12 protein-coding genes are annotated in these 15,708 nt (G+C 72.4%); 3 read left to right on the top strand and 9 right to left on the bottom strand.

What is annotated here, in order from left to right; genetic code table 11:
* Positions 1 to 145: 145 nt before the first annotated feature.
* The 3 genes from AOM46_RS12975 to AOM46_RS12965 form a co-directional block, all read right to left on the bottom strand.
* Complete coding sequence (locus tag AOM46_RS12975; RefSeq protein WP_062210828.1) at positions 146 to 1,309, bottom strand: benzoate/H(+) symporter BenE family transporter; 1,164 nt, start codon at positions 1,307 to 1,309, stop codon at positions 146 to 148.
* Positions 1,310 to 1,404: 95 nt separating this feature from the next.
* Entirely contained in the window at positions 1,405 to 2,373 is a 969-nt protein-coding gene (locus tag AOM46_RS12970) for a UbiA family prenyltransferase (protein ID WP_062210066.1), read from the bottom strand.
* A gap of 41 nt (positions 2,374 to 2,414) precedes the next feature.
* The gene (locus tag AOM46_RS12965; protein WP_158920404.1) at positions 2,415 to 3,251 is read right to left on the bottom strand and encodes a class I SAM-dependent methyltransferase; all 837 of its coding nucleotides are present in this window, start codon (positions 3,249 to 3,251) and stop codon (positions 2,415 to 2,417) included.
* Between the two features lie 493 nt (positions 3,252 to 3,744).
* Between AOM46_RS12965 and AOM46_RS12960 the strand changes: the two genes are divergently transcribed.
* The 3 genes from AOM46_RS12960 to AOM46_RS12950 are packed head-to-tail and all read left to right on the top strand — an operon-like array spanning position 3,745 to position 7,386.
* Positions 3,745 to 4,962 carry a DegT/DnrJ/EryC1/StrS aminotransferase family protein gene (locus AOM46_RS12960; RefSeq protein ID WP_078856758.1) on the top strand — a complete coding sequence of 406 codons (1,218 nt, stop codon included), beginning with the start codon at positions 3,745 to 3,747 and terminating at the stop codon, positions 4,960 to 4,962.
* A 1-nt stretch (position 4,963) separates the two neighbouring features.
* Positions 4,964 to 6,082, top strand: a complete 1,119-nt coding sequence (locus AOM46_RS12955) for a DegT/DnrJ/EryC1/StrS aminotransferase family protein (RefSeq protein WP_062210061.1) — start codon at positions 4,964 to 4,966, stop codon at positions 6,080 to 6,082.
* Positions 6,083 to 6,093: 11 nt separating this feature from the next.
* Positions 6,094 to 7,386 (top strand): nucleotide sugar dehydrogenase, encoded by a 1,293-nt coding sequence (locus tag AOM46_RS12950; RefSeq protein WP_234313758.1) that lies wholly within the window; start codon positions 6,094 to 6,096, stop codon positions 7,384 to 7,386.
* A 91-nt stretch (positions 7,387 to 7,477) separates the two neighbouring features.
* Here AOM46_RS12950 and AOM46_RS12945 read toward each other — a convergent pair whose 3' ends face one another.
* The 6 genes from AOM46_RS12945 to AOM46_RS12920 form a co-directional block, all read right to left on the bottom strand.
* Positions 7,478 to 8,839, bottom strand: a complete 1,362-nt coding sequence (locus tag AOM46_RS12945) for a Gfo/Idh/MocA family protein (RefSeq protein ID WP_234313757.1) — start codon at positions 8,837 to 8,839, stop codon at positions 7,478 to 7,480.
* On the bottom strand, positions 8,836 to 10,020 hold the full coding sequence (locus AOM46_RS12940) for an Ldh family oxidoreductase (RefSeq protein WP_062210054.1): 1,185 nt from the start codon (positions 10,018 to 10,020) through the stop codon (positions 8,836 to 8,838). Before AOM46_RS12940 ends, AOM46_RS12945 begins: the two co-directional genes overlap by 4 nt.
* Positions 10,017 to 11,318 (bottom strand): M20/M25/M40 family metallo-hydrolase, encoded by a 1,302-nt coding sequence (locus tag AOM46_RS12935; RefSeq protein ID WP_062210051.1) that lies wholly within the window; start codon positions 11,316 to 11,318, stop codon positions 10,017 to 10,019. The genes AOM46_RS12940 and AOM46_RS12935 overlap by 4 nt, the downstream gene beginning before the upstream one ends.
* Positions 11,315 to 12,226, bottom strand: a complete 912-nt coding sequence (locus AOM46_RS12930) for a sugar phosphate isomerase/epimerase (RefSeq protein WP_062210048.1) — start codon at positions 12,224 to 12,226, stop codon at positions 11,315 to 11,317. The genes AOM46_RS12935 and AOM46_RS12930 overlap by 4 nt, the downstream gene beginning before the upstream one ends.
* Positions 12,216 to 13,277, bottom strand: coding sequence for a Gfo/Idh/MocA family protein (locus AOM46_RS12925; protein WP_062210045.1), 1,062 nt, complete (start codon positions 13,275 to 13,277; stop codon positions 12,216 to 12,218). The genes AOM46_RS12930 and AOM46_RS12925 overlap by 11 nt, the downstream gene beginning before the upstream one ends.
* Before the next feature lie 111 nt (positions 13,278 to 13,388).
* Positions 13,389 to 15,641, bottom strand: a complete 2,253-nt coding sequence (locus AOM46_RS12920; RefSeq protein ID WP_062210042.1) for an MMPL family transporter — start codon at positions 15,639 to 15,641, stop codon at positions 13,389 to 13,391.
* Positions 15,642 to 15,708 lie beyond the last annotated feature (67 nt).

Here is a 15,708-nt window from a genome sequence, read left to right as displayed (position 1 = left end):
TGGCGGGTCGAGTGCGCCACGCAGGGGTGTTGTTCGGGGCGGTGGCGTACGGGAGTTGACGCGGGTGGGCGCGCCCCGCGCGACCGTTCCGGCCGGGGGCCGGGCCGGGCGCCGCAGCGCGGGGTGAACGCGCGGCGCCCGCCCGTCAGTTCGGGGTTTTCCTGGGCCAGGGGTGGGTGGTGAGGAGGTGGGTGGCGACGCCGAGGATGAGGCCCCAGAAGGGGGAGCCGACGCCCCACCACTCGATGTCGGACGCGGTCACCAGGAAGGCCACCAGCGCGCCGTCGCGGTGGCGTTCGTCGGCCGTCGCGGTGGCGAGGGAGGCGCCGATCGCGCCGAGGAGGGCGATGCCGGCGACGGCGGCGACGAGTTCGGTCGGGAGCGCGGTGAAGAGCCCGACCAGGGCGGTGCCGAAGATGCCGACCAGGAGGTAGCCGGCGCCGCAGGTGATGCCCGCGACATAGCGGCGGTTCGGGTCCTCGTGGGCCTCGCGGCCGGTGCAGATGGCGGCGGTGATGGCGGCCAGGTTGATGGCGTGGGCGCCGACCGGGGCGAGGACGGCGGAGGCGACTCCGGTGGTGACCACCAGGCGGTCGGGGTTGGTGTCGTAGCCGGCGGAGCGGAGCACCGCGATGCCGGGGGCGTTCTGGGAGGCCATGGTGACCAGGAAGAGCGGGAGGGCCAGCCCGACGGCGGCGTCCGGCGAGAAGCTGGGGGCGGTCAACTCCGGCGTGGCGATGGAGAGTTTTACGCCGCTGAAGTCGGCTTGGCCGGCCACGGCGGTGTAGAGGCAGCCGAGCAGCAGCGTCCAGGCGGTGGCCCAGCGCGGCGCGAGGCGGCGGGCGAGGACATAGCCGGTGAGCATGACGGCGATCAGTCCCGGGCTGGTGTCGGCGGCCCGGAAGACGTCGATGCCGAAGGAGAGCAGGATGCCGGCGAGCATGGCCGCCGCGACCGACTGGGGCAGCAGCCGCATCACGGTGCCGAAGAGCCCGGTGGCCCCGACCAGCACCGTGGCGAGGGCGGCCAGCAGAAAGGCGCCGACGGCCTCGCCATAGGAGTAGGCGGTGAGGCCCGAGACCAGCAGCGCGGCGCCGGGGGTCGACCAGGCGGTGAGCACCGGCGCGCGGTAGGCCCAGCTCAGCGCGATACAGGTGATGCCGGAGCCGATGGAGATGGCCCAGACCCAGGATTCGAGGCGGACCTCGCCGAGTCGGCCGGCGTCGGCGGCCTGGAAGACGATGGCCATGGGGCCCGCGTAGGAGACGATCACGGCGATCAGTCCGGCGGCGACCGCCGAAGTGGACATCGCGGCCCGCAGGTTGGGCCGGTCGGTCCGTTCGGTCGGTCGCGTCCGCAGCCTGTCACGCCACCGCACTCGTTCACGCCTTTCGCCGGCCGGTCTCAGATGAGATGCACGGCCAAGAGGTTACCGACCATGAAGGAGAGGACCCCGATCCGCTGGGTGCGGATGCCGAGGACGCGGGCGGCGAGCGCGTTGCGCTGGACGATGCCGGTGCGCACCTGCATCGCGCGGGAGGCGAGTACCGGCAGCAGCACCAGCGGGAACCAGCCGGGGACCGCGCCGACGGCCCAGGCGACGAGCACCGCGACGGGCTCGGCCACGGTGAACGCCACTATCACCCGGCGGTAGTTGGCGGACGAGGTGAGCGTCGCGAGGTTGCGGCGGCCCGCCAGCCGGTCGCCGTCGACATCGTTCATGTTGGAGTAGAGCGAGACCAGCAGGCTCCAGAGGCCGAAGAGCAACGCCTCCAGGATGATCAGGCCGGTGGTGGTGCCGGTGAGCAGTCCGTAGGGGAGCAGCACCACCATGGCGGGGCAGAAGAGGAGGAGCAGTTCCTGGCCGCCGTGGTAGCTGAGTTTGAGGCCGTAGGAGTACTGCACGGCCAGCACGACGGTGAGCAGCAGCAGGGCGCAGACCCAGAGCGGCTGGTGGGGTGCCAGCAGGGCGGTCGCGCTCCAGACGACCAGCCCCCAGGCGACCGTGCCCCAGCCGAAGAGCCATGCCTGACGGGCCGTCAGGGCGCCACTGAGCAGCGGCTTCCGGGACAGGTCGCGCAACTGCCCGGTCTCCGGCTGGTAGTTGCGGGCGTCGCTGCCGTCGCGGAGTCCGGTCAGATCGTCGAAGGCGACGGTGGCGGCGACCACGCCGCCCTGGCCGAGGACGAACAGCGCGAGCAGGGCGAAGCTCTGCCACTCCCAGAGCTGGTCGCCGGGGAGCGCCGCCCACACCAGCAGGACGCACAGATAGAAGTCGAAGAAGGCCAGCTTGCCCAGCTTGGCGTACGCCTTGAGTCGGTTCGACCGGGGGGTGACGCCCGTCTCGCCGGTCCGCACCGTGTTGACGGCCATGGGCCACGCCTTTCCGAGGAGGTGGACAGGGGGGAGCCTGGTCAGCTGGGGCGGCGGCCGTAGGTGGAGATCAGCACCTGGCTCAGCCAGCGGTGGTCCGGGTTGGCCATAGCGGCCAGCGCCTCGTCGATCCGTTCCTCGGTGAGCAGTCCGGCCTCGATCAGCTTGGGGCGGAGGTATTCCAGCCAGAGCACATACATCCGGGACCTGAGGGTGCCGCCCCTGACCATCACGGCGCGGCCTTCGGCGGAGACGTCGACCAGTTCGGTGGCGAGCGCGGCCTCGAAGTCGAGTTGGCCGCCACGGGCCTCGTAGCCGGCGCGGGCCATCAGGTCGTAGCAGGCGGTGTGGACGTCCCTGAGGAAGTCGACGGCGACGGCGGAGCGGAACAGGGTGAGCGAGTCGGTGTCCTCGACGAAGAGCACGCCGCCCGGCTTGAGGGCGCGGACCATCCGGCTGATGGCGACGTCCCGGTCCTCCAGGTGTTGCAGGACCATCCGGGCGTGGATCAGGTCGAAGGTGTCGTGCGGGAGTTGGTCGCCGCGCAGGTCGAGCTTGGTGACCTCGACCTGGGGGCGGTCGATCCAGTCGAGCGGCGCGGTCTCCAGGTCGGCGGCGACCACCCGGCCGCCGGGGCCGACGCGTTCGCCGAGCCAGTCGGCGATCGAGCCGCGGCCGGCGCCGACTTCGAGGCAGGTCCAGCCGGGGGCCACGCCGAGGCGTTCGAGGCGTTCGATGGTGCCCTGGTCCCAGAGCGCCTCGTTGGCGCGGAGCCGTTCGGTCTCGCGGTCCCAGGCGGAGTCGAATATGTACGGGCTGTCGTCCGCCGCGCCGGTGAGGCCGGGCGGTGTCGAGGAGAGGCTTTCGGCGACGCTCACGGTCAACCCCCGGGGTGCTCGTCAGGTGACGGGGGAGCGGTCGGCCCTCCCGCGGTTCGCCGGCCGGACTCCTCCGGGTCCCGCGCGCCGAGCGGCCATCGCGGCTCCGCGTTGCGGTCCCTGGGTAGCGTGCTCCGGGCGGCCGGACGGTGAGTCACCTTAGGAACGGAGCCGCGCGGGCCGCCATGGCAATAACGTGCCGAGCGGGGCGCGCCACGAGCAAGAACCTGTCACGGCCTCGGCGGCCCCCGACGGCCCTTCGGCGGCGGGGCGCCGCGACCCGCGCCGCGCCGTGCGGATTCAACGCGCGGGCGCTGCGGGCAAGTTGTTGCCGTTGTCGCGGTCCCCGCTTCTTCATACGGTCGTGAGGGCGCCCGTCCTCGGGGCGCGGGGGCGCCCGGAACCCTGTTGGCGCCCCGGTCCCCCGTGCCCGACAGCACGGCGCCGCGCGGACCGCGCACCCTCCCATGAAGCACCACGATTGAGGAGACCGGTGGGTACTTCGGCACAGGGACTGACAACGGGCGACAGGACCGGACCGGCCGGTCCGGGGACGGAAGTCCCCTTCTTCTCACAGGCGGACTCCTTCCGGGAGCTGTGGCCGCTGATCAGCCGGCATGTCGGCGAGGTCTTCGATCGTGGGAAGTTCTCCCACGGGCGGAAGGTCGCCGAACTGGAGCGGGCCATCCGTGACTACACCGGCGCCCGGCACGCCATCGCGGTCAACTCGGGTACGGACGCCCTGGTGTTGCTGCTGCGGGCGGCCGGGATCGGGCCGGGCGACGAGGTGATCGTGCCGGCGTTCACGTTCTTCGCGTCGGCGTCGGCCGTCACATTGGCGCGGGCCACCCCGGTCTTCGCCGACATCACGCCGGACGGCGACTACGGGATGGACGCCGCCTCGTTCGAGTCGAAGATCACCGAGCGGACCCGCGCGGTGCTGCCGGTGCATCTCTTCAGCCAGCTGGCCGACATGGCGGCGATCGACGAGGTGGCGAAGCGGCACGGGCTGCTGGTGCTGGAGGACAGCGCCGAGGCGATCGGGATGCGCTGGGACGGCACCCACGCGGGCCTGTTGGGCGCCGGCGGGGTGCTCTCGTTCTTCCCCAGCAAGACGCTGGGCGCGGTGGGCGACGCCGGCATGATCCTCACCGACGACGAGGAGATCGCCGAGCGCGCCGGGACGTTGCGGCACCACGGTCGGATGGGGAAGACCATCGACCATATCGCCGGCATCTCCAACCTGTCGGGGGCGAGCGGCACCAACAGCAAGATGGACGACATCCAGGCGGCGGTGCTGGTCGCCAAGCTGTCGCGGCTCGACGAGGACATCGTGCGGCGCCGGCGGCTCGCGGACGCCTACACCGAGCGGTTGAGCGGCGTCGACGGGGTGCTGGCGGTGCCCAGGCTGCTGCCCCGGGCCGTGCCGTCGGACCCGGTGTTCTATGTGTATCTGATCGAGGTCGAGCGGCGCGACGCGCTGGTCGACCATCTGACGCGGCGGGGCATCGGCACCGAGACGTACTACCCGCGTCCGCTGCACCACCAGCCCGCCTACGCGCCGGCGGACGGTTCGCCGCCGCCCTCGCTGCCCAACGCGGAGGCCGCCAGCGGGCGGACCGTGGCCCTGCCGCTGTACCCGGATCTCACCGAGGAACAGGTCGAGACCGTGTGTGCGGCCATCGTCGACTTCTACGCCGGGAGGCAGTGAGATGGCGCTCATCCCGTTCTTCCCGCCGGACCTGTTCGAGGAGGACCGGCAGGCGCTGCTCGATCTGCTCTACGAGGTGGGGACCGACCCCGAGCAGAAGTTCATCCTCGGCCGCCGTTCCGCGGCCCTGGAGGAGGAGTTGCGCGAGTCCACCGGGGCCGGCTCGGTGATCGCCTGTTCCAGCGGCACCGGGGCGCTGAACCTCGCGGTACAGGCGCTGGGCGTCGGCCCGGGGGACGAGGTCGTGGTGCCGGCGTTCTGTTGCCAGCCGGTGGCGTCGTCGGTGGCGAACCTGGGCGCCACGCCGGTCTTCGCCGACTGCGATCCGCACACCATGGTGATCGATCCGGAGGACATGGAGCGGTCGATCACGGACCGCACCAAGGCGGTGATGCCGGCGCATGTCTTCTCGATCATGGCCGACATGCCGCGCATCAACAAGATCGCCCATGACCGGGGCATACCGGTCATCGAGGATGCGGCGGTCGCCCAGGGCGCGGTGTTGGACGGGGTGCCGTCCGGGCGTTGGGGCGATCTGGGGGCGTTCTCCTTCTTCCAGGTGAAGGCGTTCGGCACGGTCGGCGAGGGCGGCGTGGTGCTCACCGACGACGAGGCGCTGGCGACCAGGGTGCGGATGCTCCGCAACCACGGGCAGGACGGGATCACCCGCTTCCTGCACCACGAGGTGGGGCAGAACAGCCGTTTCGACGAGGTCGTCGCCGCGTTCCAGCTGCACCGGCACGCGGGGTTCGCCGACCGGTTGGAGCGGCGCGCGAAGATCGCCGACTACTACACGGAGCGGTTCGCGCCGTTGGCCGACCGTGGGGTGACGGCGCCGCCGGCGGGGCGCAACGGCCGCTGCTACTACGTCTACTCGCTGTTGGTGCGGCGGCGTGGCGATCTGCGGGCGTGGTTGACCGAGAAGGAGATCGGCAGCCATGTGTACTACCCGGTGCCGCTGCCGCTGCAGCCGGCGTTCGCGGAGTTCGCGCCCGAGGGCCGCGCCTGGCCTGGCGCCCAGTACGCCAGCGACCACAACCTCGCCATCCCGATCTGGCCCCATCTGACCGACGCCCAAGTGGAGTACATCGCCGACTCGGTGTGCGAGTTCTTCGACTAAGGAGTACCGGGATGCAGCCTTCGATGGCCTCGAAACTGGTCGTCATGGGACAGGGCTATGTCGGACTGCCGCTGGCCGTCGCGGCGGCGGAACGCGGTTACCAGGTCGTCGGGTACGACGTCGACGAGGCGCGGATCAAGAAGCTCGCGGTCGGTGAGTCCTATGTGGGCGACATCGGTTCGGAGCGGCTTTCCGCGCTGCTGGACCGGGGCGTCTACCGGCCCAGCGTGGCGGACGAGGACCTGGCCGAGTTCGATATCGCGGTGATCACCGTGCCCACGCCGTTGCGTGACGGTGAGCCCGATCTGTCGTACATCGAGTCGGCGGGCACCACGCTCGCCGCCCATCTGCGGCCGGGCGCCGTGGTGGTGTTGGAGTCGACCAGCTATCCGGGCACCACCGAGGAGGTGTTGGGTCCGCTGCTGCGCCGGGAGTCGGGGCTTGTGCCGGGCCGTGACTTCCATCTCGGCTACAGCCCGGAGCGGATCGACCCGGGCAACGAACGGTGGACGTTCGAGACCACCCCCAAGGTGGTGTCGGGGGTCGACGACGCCTCGCTGGAGCGGATCGCGGACTTCTACGGTTCGGTGGTCCAGGAGGTGGTGCGGGCCGGCACGCCGCGCGTCGCCGAGCTGGCGAAGATCCTGGAGAACACCTTCCGGCAGGTCAACATCGCGCTGGTCAACGAACTCGCCACCCATGCCGAGGGGTTGGGCGTGGACATGTGGGAGGCGCTGGACGTGGCGGCGACCAAGCCGTTCGGGTTCATGCGCTTCACGCCGGGTCCCGGCGTCGGCGGGCACTGCCTGCCGGTCGATCCGCTGTATCTGTCGTGGAAGGTGGAGCGGCAGCTCGGCGCCAGGTTCCGACTGGTGGAGCTGGCCGCCGAGTTGAACAACCGGATGCCGGAGTATGTGGTCGAACGCCTGGGCCGTGGCCTGGAGCGGCGCGGCGGGGCGCTGGCCGGCGCGCGGGTGCTGATGCTGGGGCTGGCCTACAAGGCGAACAGCGGCGATGTGCGGGAGTCCCCCGGGGTCGATATCGCCCGGCTGCTCACCGAGGCGGGCGCGGCCGTCCGCATCGTGGACGCCCATGTGTCGGAGTACCCGTCCGGGTTGCTGCCCTCGGGCCCGTCCGAGCCGGTGCCGGTCGAGCTGACGAAGGACGAGGTCGCGGCGGCCGACGCGGTGCTGCTGGTCACCGACCATGACGGCGTGGACTACGCGCTGGTGACCGGGTCGGCCCGCTATGTGCTGGACTGCCGGCGGCGGTTGGCGCCGGGCGGGTCCGTGGAGTCGCTGTAGCTTCGTGGCCTCGGGGCCTCGGGGCGAGGTGCCGCGCCCCCCGATCCGTTCGCCGGATCGGGGGGCGCGGCCATGTCCGGGCGCCGCGACCCTAGTTGGGCGCGCCGAAGCGGACCTCCATGCCGGGTGCCAGGCCCTGCTCGGGGCCTGTCGTCGGGGTGTCGACGGCGATCAGCACGTTGTAGTGGTTGGGGAAGTGGCAGTCGTCGAAGCCGAGCACGGTGCCTATCCTGCGGCCGCCCGCCCACACCTCGTCGCCCCGGTCCAGCACGCCGGCGGACTCGATCTCGACAAAGCCGAGGAAGCCGACCCGGTCGACCACGGCGCCCGGCGTCGGATCCGTCTGGTCGGTGGTGACCAGCTCGTGGACCTCTCCCCTGCGCACACAGCGGCTGGCGAACTCCGTCAGGCTCATGCCCCGGTCGTCCCTGCGGTGGGTGAGGATCTTCACCAGGGTGGAGCGCACCGGGAACTTCAGCCCGTCCTCGTTCGGGTCGGGCCCGGGCACGGCCGTCGTCGGGGCGCCCTGGGAACGGTAGACCTGGTCGACCAGCTCCAACGCGGCGAGACCGTCCTCGCCATGGCCCCGGCCGGCCCGCACATCGGCGGCGAACTCGACCAGCACGCCCACATACTCGTGCCACAGGGACCGCTTGAACCCGTCGTGCCCGCCGAGCATGTCGGCGTGGTGCACGGTGCCGTCGGCGAGGTGCACCTCGATGTCCTTGCGTTCGCCCGGGTAGGCCCAGTCCAGCTCGATCCGGGCGGTGGCGCCCGAGGCGGCGCGCAGTTCGACGGTGGCCTGTCGGTCGACGCCCTCGGCGTCGCGCAGCACCTTGGCCTCGACCAGGGAGAGGTCGCCGATGAACTGGCGTGCGGTGTCGAAGGCGTTGGGCCCGTTGTCGGCGACGCAGCCGCCGCCGCAGCGCTCCGGGTCCAGATACCAGCGGTCGTCGCCGGCGTGCTCCTCGATCCGCTCCAGATAGCGGACGGTGATCGAGGTGACGGGGACATCGGACGGCAGCCGTTCCAGCAGCGCCAGCGCGTTGTCGTTGTAGCGGCGGTGGAAGGAGGTGAAGAGCACCACCCCGGCGTCCCTGGCGGCGGCCACCAGCGCCCGGCCGTCCGCGACCCTGGTGGTCAGCGGCTTCTCCACGCAGACGGCGACGCCGGCGGCGATGGCGTCCGCGCACACCGCGTGGTGCACGTCGTTGGGGACGTTGACGACGACCGCGTCGAGCCCGGGGGTGGCGAGCAGCTTCCGGTGGTCGGTGTGCACCGGCATCTTCGGCCGGAACGGGTCGAGCGCGGTCGGCCGCAGATCGCAGACGGCGACCAGCTCGACATCGTCCAGCTGCTCGAACGCGGCGACATAGAACTTCGAGATGACGCCGAGGCCGATCAGCCCGACGCGCAGCGGCCTGCCTTCGGTGGTGGTCCCGTCGGCGCTCATGATCGGTCTCCTTCCAGGCGGGCGGCCGGCGGGGCCTGGATGCCCAACCCGTCGGCCACCGTGGTCAGTTCGGCGCAGAGCGCGCGGCTCACCGGCACCCCGTCGCGGCGCGCGGCGCGCTGGGTCAGCGCCTCGCGGTGGCCCGGATAGCTGACGGGGCGCTCCGGGTCGATCGGTGGGCAGTCGAGCAGCGCCTGGAACAGGCCCTCGGCCTGGCCGAGGAAGCCGCCGTCGGGGCGCAGCGCGCCGGGGGCGACGGCGAGCGCCAGGATGCCGATGTCGTCGTCGCGGCCGGAGGGGCTGCCGTTGCCCGCGTGGGCCTCGGCGGTCGGGCCAAGACCCGCGCCGGGCACCAGCGCGGCCAGCACCTCGACCAGCAGCGCCAGGCCGTAGCCCTTGTAGGCGCCGGTCTCCGGGCGGCCGCCGAGCCACATCGGGTAGCCGTCGCCCCGGTCCAGGGCGTCCGGGTCGGTGACCGGCCGGCCCTCGGCGTCCTCCAGCCAGCCCTCGGGGATGGGCTGTCCGGCGCGGGCGGCCTGCCGCACCCGGCCGGTCGGCACCACGGTGGTGGACATGTCGAGGACGAACGGGGGGAGTTCGGGCCCGGCCGGGGCGGCGATGGAGAGCGGGTTGGTGCCGAGCATCGCGGCCCGGCCGCCGGGCGGCCGGCCGATCCGCTGGCCGCCGCAGTTGGAGGCGAGGATGCCGACCGCGCCCCTGGCGGCGGCGCGCGCGGTGTGCACCCCCGCGCAGCCGAAGTGGGTGGCGTCGCGCAGCGAGACCAGGCCGACGCCGTACTCGGTGGCCCGGTCGACGGCCAGGTCCATCGCGTCGCTGGCGGACCAGAGGCCGAGCGACCGCCGGGAGTCGATCAGCACGGCGGCGCCCTTGTCGGCGAGCACCTCGGGCTCGGCCGCCGGATCGGCCCGCTTGTCGTCGAAGAGCGGGAGATAGAGCCGGGTCAGATTGGTCAGCCCGTGCGAGCGCAGCCCCGCGAGGTCGCCGTAGACCAGCGCCTCGGCGGCGATCCGGGCGCGCGGCGCCGGCATGCCCCTGGCGACGAACACCTCCGTGGCGAACGTCAGCAGATCGTCGTAGGGGACGCGGACATCGTCGCGGAACGCCTCAGGGCCCGGCTCGGCGGGCGTTGGCTTCGTTGGCTCGGTGGCCGAGGTGGTCATGCGGCTCCGTTCGTTGCGCGGGCGAAGCGGTCGAGAAGGCGGGCGACGCCGCCGGCGTAGTGCTCCAGATCGGCGGCGTCGGCGAACTCGCCCTCGGCATGGGCCTGGTTGGCGTCCAGGTCGCCGGGGCCGAAGACGGCGGTGTAGGAGTCGTCGACGCCGGCCAGCCAGATGGCGTCGCAGGTGAACGCGGGATCGTCGGGGGCGGCCAGCGGGATGCCGGCCTCGGCCACCAGCCGTTCGGCCCACGGGTCGTGGGCGTCGAGCGCCGGCAGTCCGCGTTTGAGCCAGTCGAGGGTGACGACGGAGCGGGCGTCGGCGGCGGTGCGGGCGAAGTCGGGCAGCGCGGCGAACTCCTCGACGAAAAGGTCGAGCGCGGCGGCCAACTCCCGTTCCAGCGCGGCTTCGAGGGCGGTGCCGGCGGCCGTGGTCGGATAGGCGAGGTTGAGCAGCAGCCGGCCGGTGCCGTAGACGCGGTTGTGCAGCTCGCCGGTGTGCAGTCCGGCGACGCAGACCCGGGTGTCGGGCACCAGACCGGGGAGTCGGCGGGCGAGGTGCGCGGCGACATGGCCGAGCAGCACGGTGGCGTTGTGGCCGCCGCCGGGGCGGTCGTCGATGGTGTCCTGTCCGTGCACGGAGACGCGGGCGGTCATGGCGGCGGTGGAACGGGGCAGCAGCCGGCCGCCGGTCGGTTCGCAGAAGATGTTCAACCGGCCGGTGTGGCCGCGCCGGACGAGGTCCCTGGTGCCGAACACCCCCATCGCGCCGCCCTCCTCGCCGGAGACCAGCTGGATCAGCACCCCGATGTCCCGGCCCAGCATCGGCGTCCCGGCGACGGCGGCGCGGATGCCGGCGAGCAGCGCGACCGCCGGGCCCTTGGCGTCGATGGCGCCCCGGCCGTGGAAGCGGTCGCCGTCGAGTCGGGGCGGCTCGCCGCCGGCCACGGTGTCCAGATGCGCGTTGAACATCACGGTGCGTTCGCGCGGCAGTTCGGGGCCGAGCCGCAGCACCATGTTGGGCTGGCAGGCCAGGAAGTCGGGCGATGCGGCGGCCGCCTCCCGCACCGCCGCCGGGACCTCGGGCCCCTCGATCGCCGACGGGTCGGCCTCGGCGTGGTGGAGCACGGTGAAGCCGAGCGTGGCAGCGGCCTTGGCGTAGGCGCGTTGGGCGGCGGCGAGCCTGGGCGGCGGCCCGGCGGCGCCGACCTCAAGCGGCCCGGCGGTGGGCAGCTCCATCAGGCGCAGCAGCAGCTCCCGCTCGTCGGGGAGCAGCGGAACGGTCGCGGGGCCCTCGGTCACCGGGCGGCCGCCACGTCGGGAAGCACCTCGTCGGCGATCAGCCGCTCCAGGGCGCGGCCGTAGGCGACGAACCGCGAGACGCCGTCGGGCCCGGCGTCGGCCAGCGCCTCGTGCGGCCGGACGCTGATGTGCGGTTCGATGGAGAGCACGCCCCGGTAGCCGGCGGCCAGCAGATCGCGCAGGCAGTCGGCCACCCGGCAACGGCCCTGCCCCGGCAGGGTGTAGTGGGCGTCGTCGGGGGTGCCGACGGCGTCCTTCACATGGACATGGGCGACATGCGGGGCGATGTCCTTGAGCAGGGCGTGGGCCTCGTAGTCGTAGGCGACGCCGTTGCCGATGTCGAAGAGCAGCCGCAGCGCTGGGCTGTCGACATGCTCCAGCAGGTCGAGCATCCGGTCGGCTTCCCGGCCAGCCCAGCCGGCGCAGTTCTCGTGCACCAGGACCAGGCCCGCGTCCTCGGCGCGGCGGGCCAGCTCGGCGATCCGGCGCAGCGTCTCGGCGCGCCAACGGTCTTCCGGCAGGCCGTCGTTGGGGTAGGACATGATGCGCACCAGGTTGGTGCCCAGGGCGTGGCAGCGGGGCGCGAGGGCGGTCAGCTCGCGCAGGTCCTCGTCGAAGTCGCCGGTGATCGGGCGGCCCCAGTTGGCGATCCTGGCGTCGACGCAGGCCACTTCGAGGTCGGCCGCGGAGAGCCGTTGCCGTAGGTGGTCGAAGGCGGCGTCGTCCAGGTCGGCGAGCGCCGTGCCGTCGATGTTGCGCAGCTCGATCAGGCCCCAGCCGAGGCCGGTGAGCGCGGCGAGCTGGGTGTCGAGTTCGGCGCCCGCCTCGTCGCCGATGCCGGCGAGCGCGATGCCGTCGGGCGGTTCGATGCGGGCGGGGGCGGCGGGGGCGGGGTGGTCATCCGGCATGGTGCGTCTCCCTCAGGGTGGCGGAGCCCTGGATGTCGGTGCCGGGCTCGTCGGCCCGGCTCAGTTCCTTGGCCTCCTCCAGGACGGCCACCACCCGTGCCTGGAGTTCGAAGTCGGCGCCGAGGTCGGTGGCGCTGGCCAGCCCGCGGTAGGCGCGCAGCAGGCAGGCGGAGAGCGCGTCGTCCTCGAACACCTCGGCGGTGGCGGGGCGCCCGGTGGCGGCCACGCTCAGATGGGCGTAATGGTCGTCCTCGCTGATCGGGTAGTGGCCGACGAGGGTGCCGCCGTCGAAGTCGAGGGTGAAGCTGCGTTCGCGGACCGGTGAGGTCAGATCGCAGGTCAACTCGCTGACCACGCCGTCGTCATGGCGCAGCGTCAGCGAGGAGGTGCCCATCCGGGGCACCACCCGGCCGTCCGCGTGGGCGTGGGTCCAGGAGGCGTCGACGACCTTGGCGTCGCCGGCCAGCCGCAGCACCACGCCGACGGCGTGCGGCGGTTCGACGTCGAAGACGGTGGGGTGGCTCGGGGTGCTGAGCGAACGGCGCAGCCGGGGCTTGCGCTGGCGGACGGTGATCCGCCGCAGTCGGCCGAGCGAGCCGGCGCGCACCGTCTCCAGCATCCGCTGGGTGAGGGTGCTGGACAGCCAGGGCGCGACGACGGCGAGCGCGACGCCGTGCTCGTCGCGCAGGGCGCGCAGCCGGTCCACCACGGCGGAGCCGGTGCCGATGGGCTTCTCCACCACGAAGGAGCGGAACCCGAGGCCGATCAACTCGGCCATCAGCTCGACGCGTTCGGTGGGCGGGGTGCACAGGTGCACGACGGTGCGGGCCGGGTCGAGGCGGTCCCGCGCCTCGGCGAGGGAGGCCACCGGGGTGAAGCCACGGGCGGCCGAGCCCTCGGGGAGCGGCAGCGGGTCGTAGCCGAGCGGCGGGCCGGGATCGAAGAGGTCGGCGTCGACGGCGGGCAGCGCGCGCTCGCGTAAGCGGTTGAGGACGGGCAGATGCAAGCCGCGTCCCGATCGGCCCAGGCCGACGACCAGGGTCTGCAACAACGGACGACTCCTCACACTCCGGTCCGGGAAGCTCAGGCAGGGTAGTTCGGGTCCCTGAAGCGCGGCGTCCCCCGGGCGGGAGCGGTCCGCGCCCGGGGAACAACCCTGTCGTCAGTCGGCCTTGCCCGGCGGCGGTGTCGGCGTCGTCGGGGCCGGGGCCGGGATCTCGACGGACTCCCGCAGGCCGACGCGGGCGTGCAGCCGGCGCAGCGGCGCCGGCGCCCACCAGTTGGCGCGCCCGGCCAGCTTCATGAAGGACGGCACCAGGGCGCCGCGCACCAGGGTGGCGTCCATGACGACGGCCAGCGCCAGGCCGAGACCGATCGCCTTCAGATAGACGACGCCGCTGGTCAGGAAGCCGATGAAGACGATCGCGATCAGCACGGCGGCGGCCGAGATCAACCGTCCCGTGTGGCCGAGGCCCTGGGCGACGGCCAGTTGGTTGTCGCCCGTCTTGTCGTAGGCCTCCTTGATCCGGGAGAGCAGGAACACCTCGTAGTCCATGGAGAGGCCGAACGCCACGCAGAACAGCAGGATCGGGACGCTCCAGGTGATGGTGCCCGTCACCGTGAAGTCGCCGACGATGCCCTCCAGATGGCCGCTCTGGAAGCCCCACACCAGCGCGCCGAAGGTGGCGCTGAGGCTGAGGAGGTTCAGCACCAGGGCCTTGAGCGGCAGCAGCAGGCTGCCGGTCAGCAGGAACAGCAGCACGAAGGTGGAGCCGACGATGATGCCGAGCGCCAGCGGCAGCCGGGAGGTCATCGAGTCGATGGAGTCGACGAGTTCGGCGCTTGGCCCGGAGACCAGGACGGACGAGGGCGCGGGCAGGTCCCGCACCTCGTGCACCAGCCGCTCGCCCTCCTCCGACATGGCCTCGTGCTCGGGCACGATCTTCAGATAGACGCCGTCGCCGAGGTAGCCCTCGTGCTGCGGCCCCGGTTCGGCGACCTGCCGGCCGTCGTGGTAGCCGCCGGTGACCGTCTCCACATGGGCGACGCCGGAGAGCGTGGACAGCTCCCTGGCGTAGTCGTCGATGGCGTCGGCCGAGGCCGCCGCGTTCGGGACGTCCTCCAGCACCACCGTCATCGCCTGGTGCTCCTGGGAGGTGAACTCCTCCCGCACCACGTTGCCCACCTCGTGGGAGGCGGCCGACGTGGGCAGCACCCGCTCGTCGGCCAGGCCCATCTTCAGGTCGAGGAACGGCACGCCGAGGACCAGCAGCAGCGCCACGACGGTGAACGCGATGCGCCCGGGGAAGCGCATGACGCGCAGCGCCAGCCGGTACCAGAAGCCCTGCCCGTCGACGCCGCCGGCGAGGCCGTCGCCCTCCTTGCGCCTGCGGAACTGCCACTTGTCGATGCGCGGGCCGAGCACCTTGAGGAGCGCGGGCAGCAGCGTCAACGAGGCGGCGGCGGCCAGCAGCGCGGTGGGGATGCCGGCATAGGCGAGGGAGCGCAGGAAGTAGAACGGGAAGACCAGCAGCCCGCTGAGCGCGATGGCGACGGTCAGCGCGGAGAACAGCACGGTGCGCCCCGCGGTGCGCATCGCGATGACGATGGCCTGGTCGGTGTCGGCGCCGCGCCGCAGCTCCTCGCGGTACCGGCTGATGATGAAGAGGCTGTAGTCGATGGCGAGGCCGAGGCCGAGGCCCGTCACGATGTTGAGCGCCAGCACCGACACGTCGGTGACCTCGGTCAGCACCCGCAGCAGCAGGAAGACCGTGGCGATGGTGAACACGCCGACGCCCAGCGGCAGCATCGCGGCGACCACGCCGCCGAAGACCAGCACCAACGCGACCAGGATCACCGGGAAGACCAGGGCCTCGGCCTTGAAGAGGTCGCTCTCGGTCTGCCGGGTGATGTCCTCGTTGGCCTGGGCGACGCCGCCCGGCCGGACGGTGAGGCCGTCCACGTCGTCGCCGGTGAAGGCGTCGATATGGTCGTCCATCCACGCCTGCATCTCGTCTTCGTTGCCGTCGATCCGCGCCAGCACCAGCGCCCGGTCGGCGTTCTCGCTGCGCAGTTCGGGCGGGCCGCCCAGCGTCCAGTAGGAGTAGGACTCCCTGATGCCCTCCTCCTCGCCGAGCCGCTGGGTCAGCGCCGCACCGGCCTCGGCCACGGCCGGGTCGTCGACGCCGCGTTCGTCGGTGACCAGCAGCACCAGGTTGGGGTCGCCCGCGCCGAAGCGGGACTCCAGCGCCTCGGTGCCCCGTGCCGACTCGGTGGAGGAGTCCACATAGCCGCCGGTGGAGAGCTTGTTGAAGACGCTGCCACCCACCGCTCCCGAGACGGCGAACAGCAGCACCACCACATACAGCAGGCTTTTTCGACGTCGCAGGACGAACTGGGCGAGTCGTGCCAGCATCTTCTAACTCCTCCTGTGTGCCGTGCCGGTCGTACATGCCGTGCCGGAACACCCCACGGCGTTCCGC

It is taken from the genome of Streptomyces sp. NBRC 109706 (genome assembly GCF_000974485.1).
Taxonomy (GTDB): Bacteria; Actinomycetota; Actinomycetes; order Streptomycetales; family Streptomycetaceae; genus Streptomyces.
This window is presented reverse-complemented; position numbering and strand designations above follow the sequence as displayed.

Bases quoted from the DNA above. Each gene is read 5' to 3' on its own strand.
- AOM46_RS12970 (WP_062210066.1), bottom strand. From the start codon at position 2,373: ATGGCCGTCAACACGGTGCGGACCGGCGAGACGGGCGTCACCCCCCGG.
- AOM46_RS12975 (WP_062210828.1), bottom strand. From the start codon at position 1,309: ATGTCCACTTCGGCGGTCGCCGCCGGACTGATCGCCGTGATCGTCTCC.
- AOM46_RS12945 (WP_234313757.1), bottom strand. From the start codon at position 8,839: ATGAGCGCCGACGGGACCACCACCGAAGGCAGGCCGCTGCGCGTCGGG.
- AOM46_RS12940 (WP_062210054.1), bottom strand. From the start codon at position 10,020: ATGACCACCTCGGCCACCGAGCCAACGAAGCCAACGCCCGCCGAGCCG.
- AOM46_RS12950 (WP_234313758.1), top strand. From the start codon at position 6,094: ATGCAGCCTTCGATGGCCTCGAAACTGGTCGTCATGGGACAGGGCTAT.
- AOM46_RS12930 (WP_062210048.1), bottom strand. From the start codon at position 12,226: ATGCCGGATGACCACCCCGCCCCCGCCGCCCCCGCCCGCATCGAACCG.
- AOM46_RS12955 (WP_062210061.1), top strand. From the start codon at position 4,964: ATGGCGCTCATCCCGTTCTTCCCGCCGGACCTGTTCGAGGAGGACCGG.
- AOM46_RS12920 (WP_062210042.1), bottom strand. From the start codon at position 15,641: ATGCTGGCACGACTCGCCCAGTTCGTCCTGCGACGTCGAAAAAGCCTG.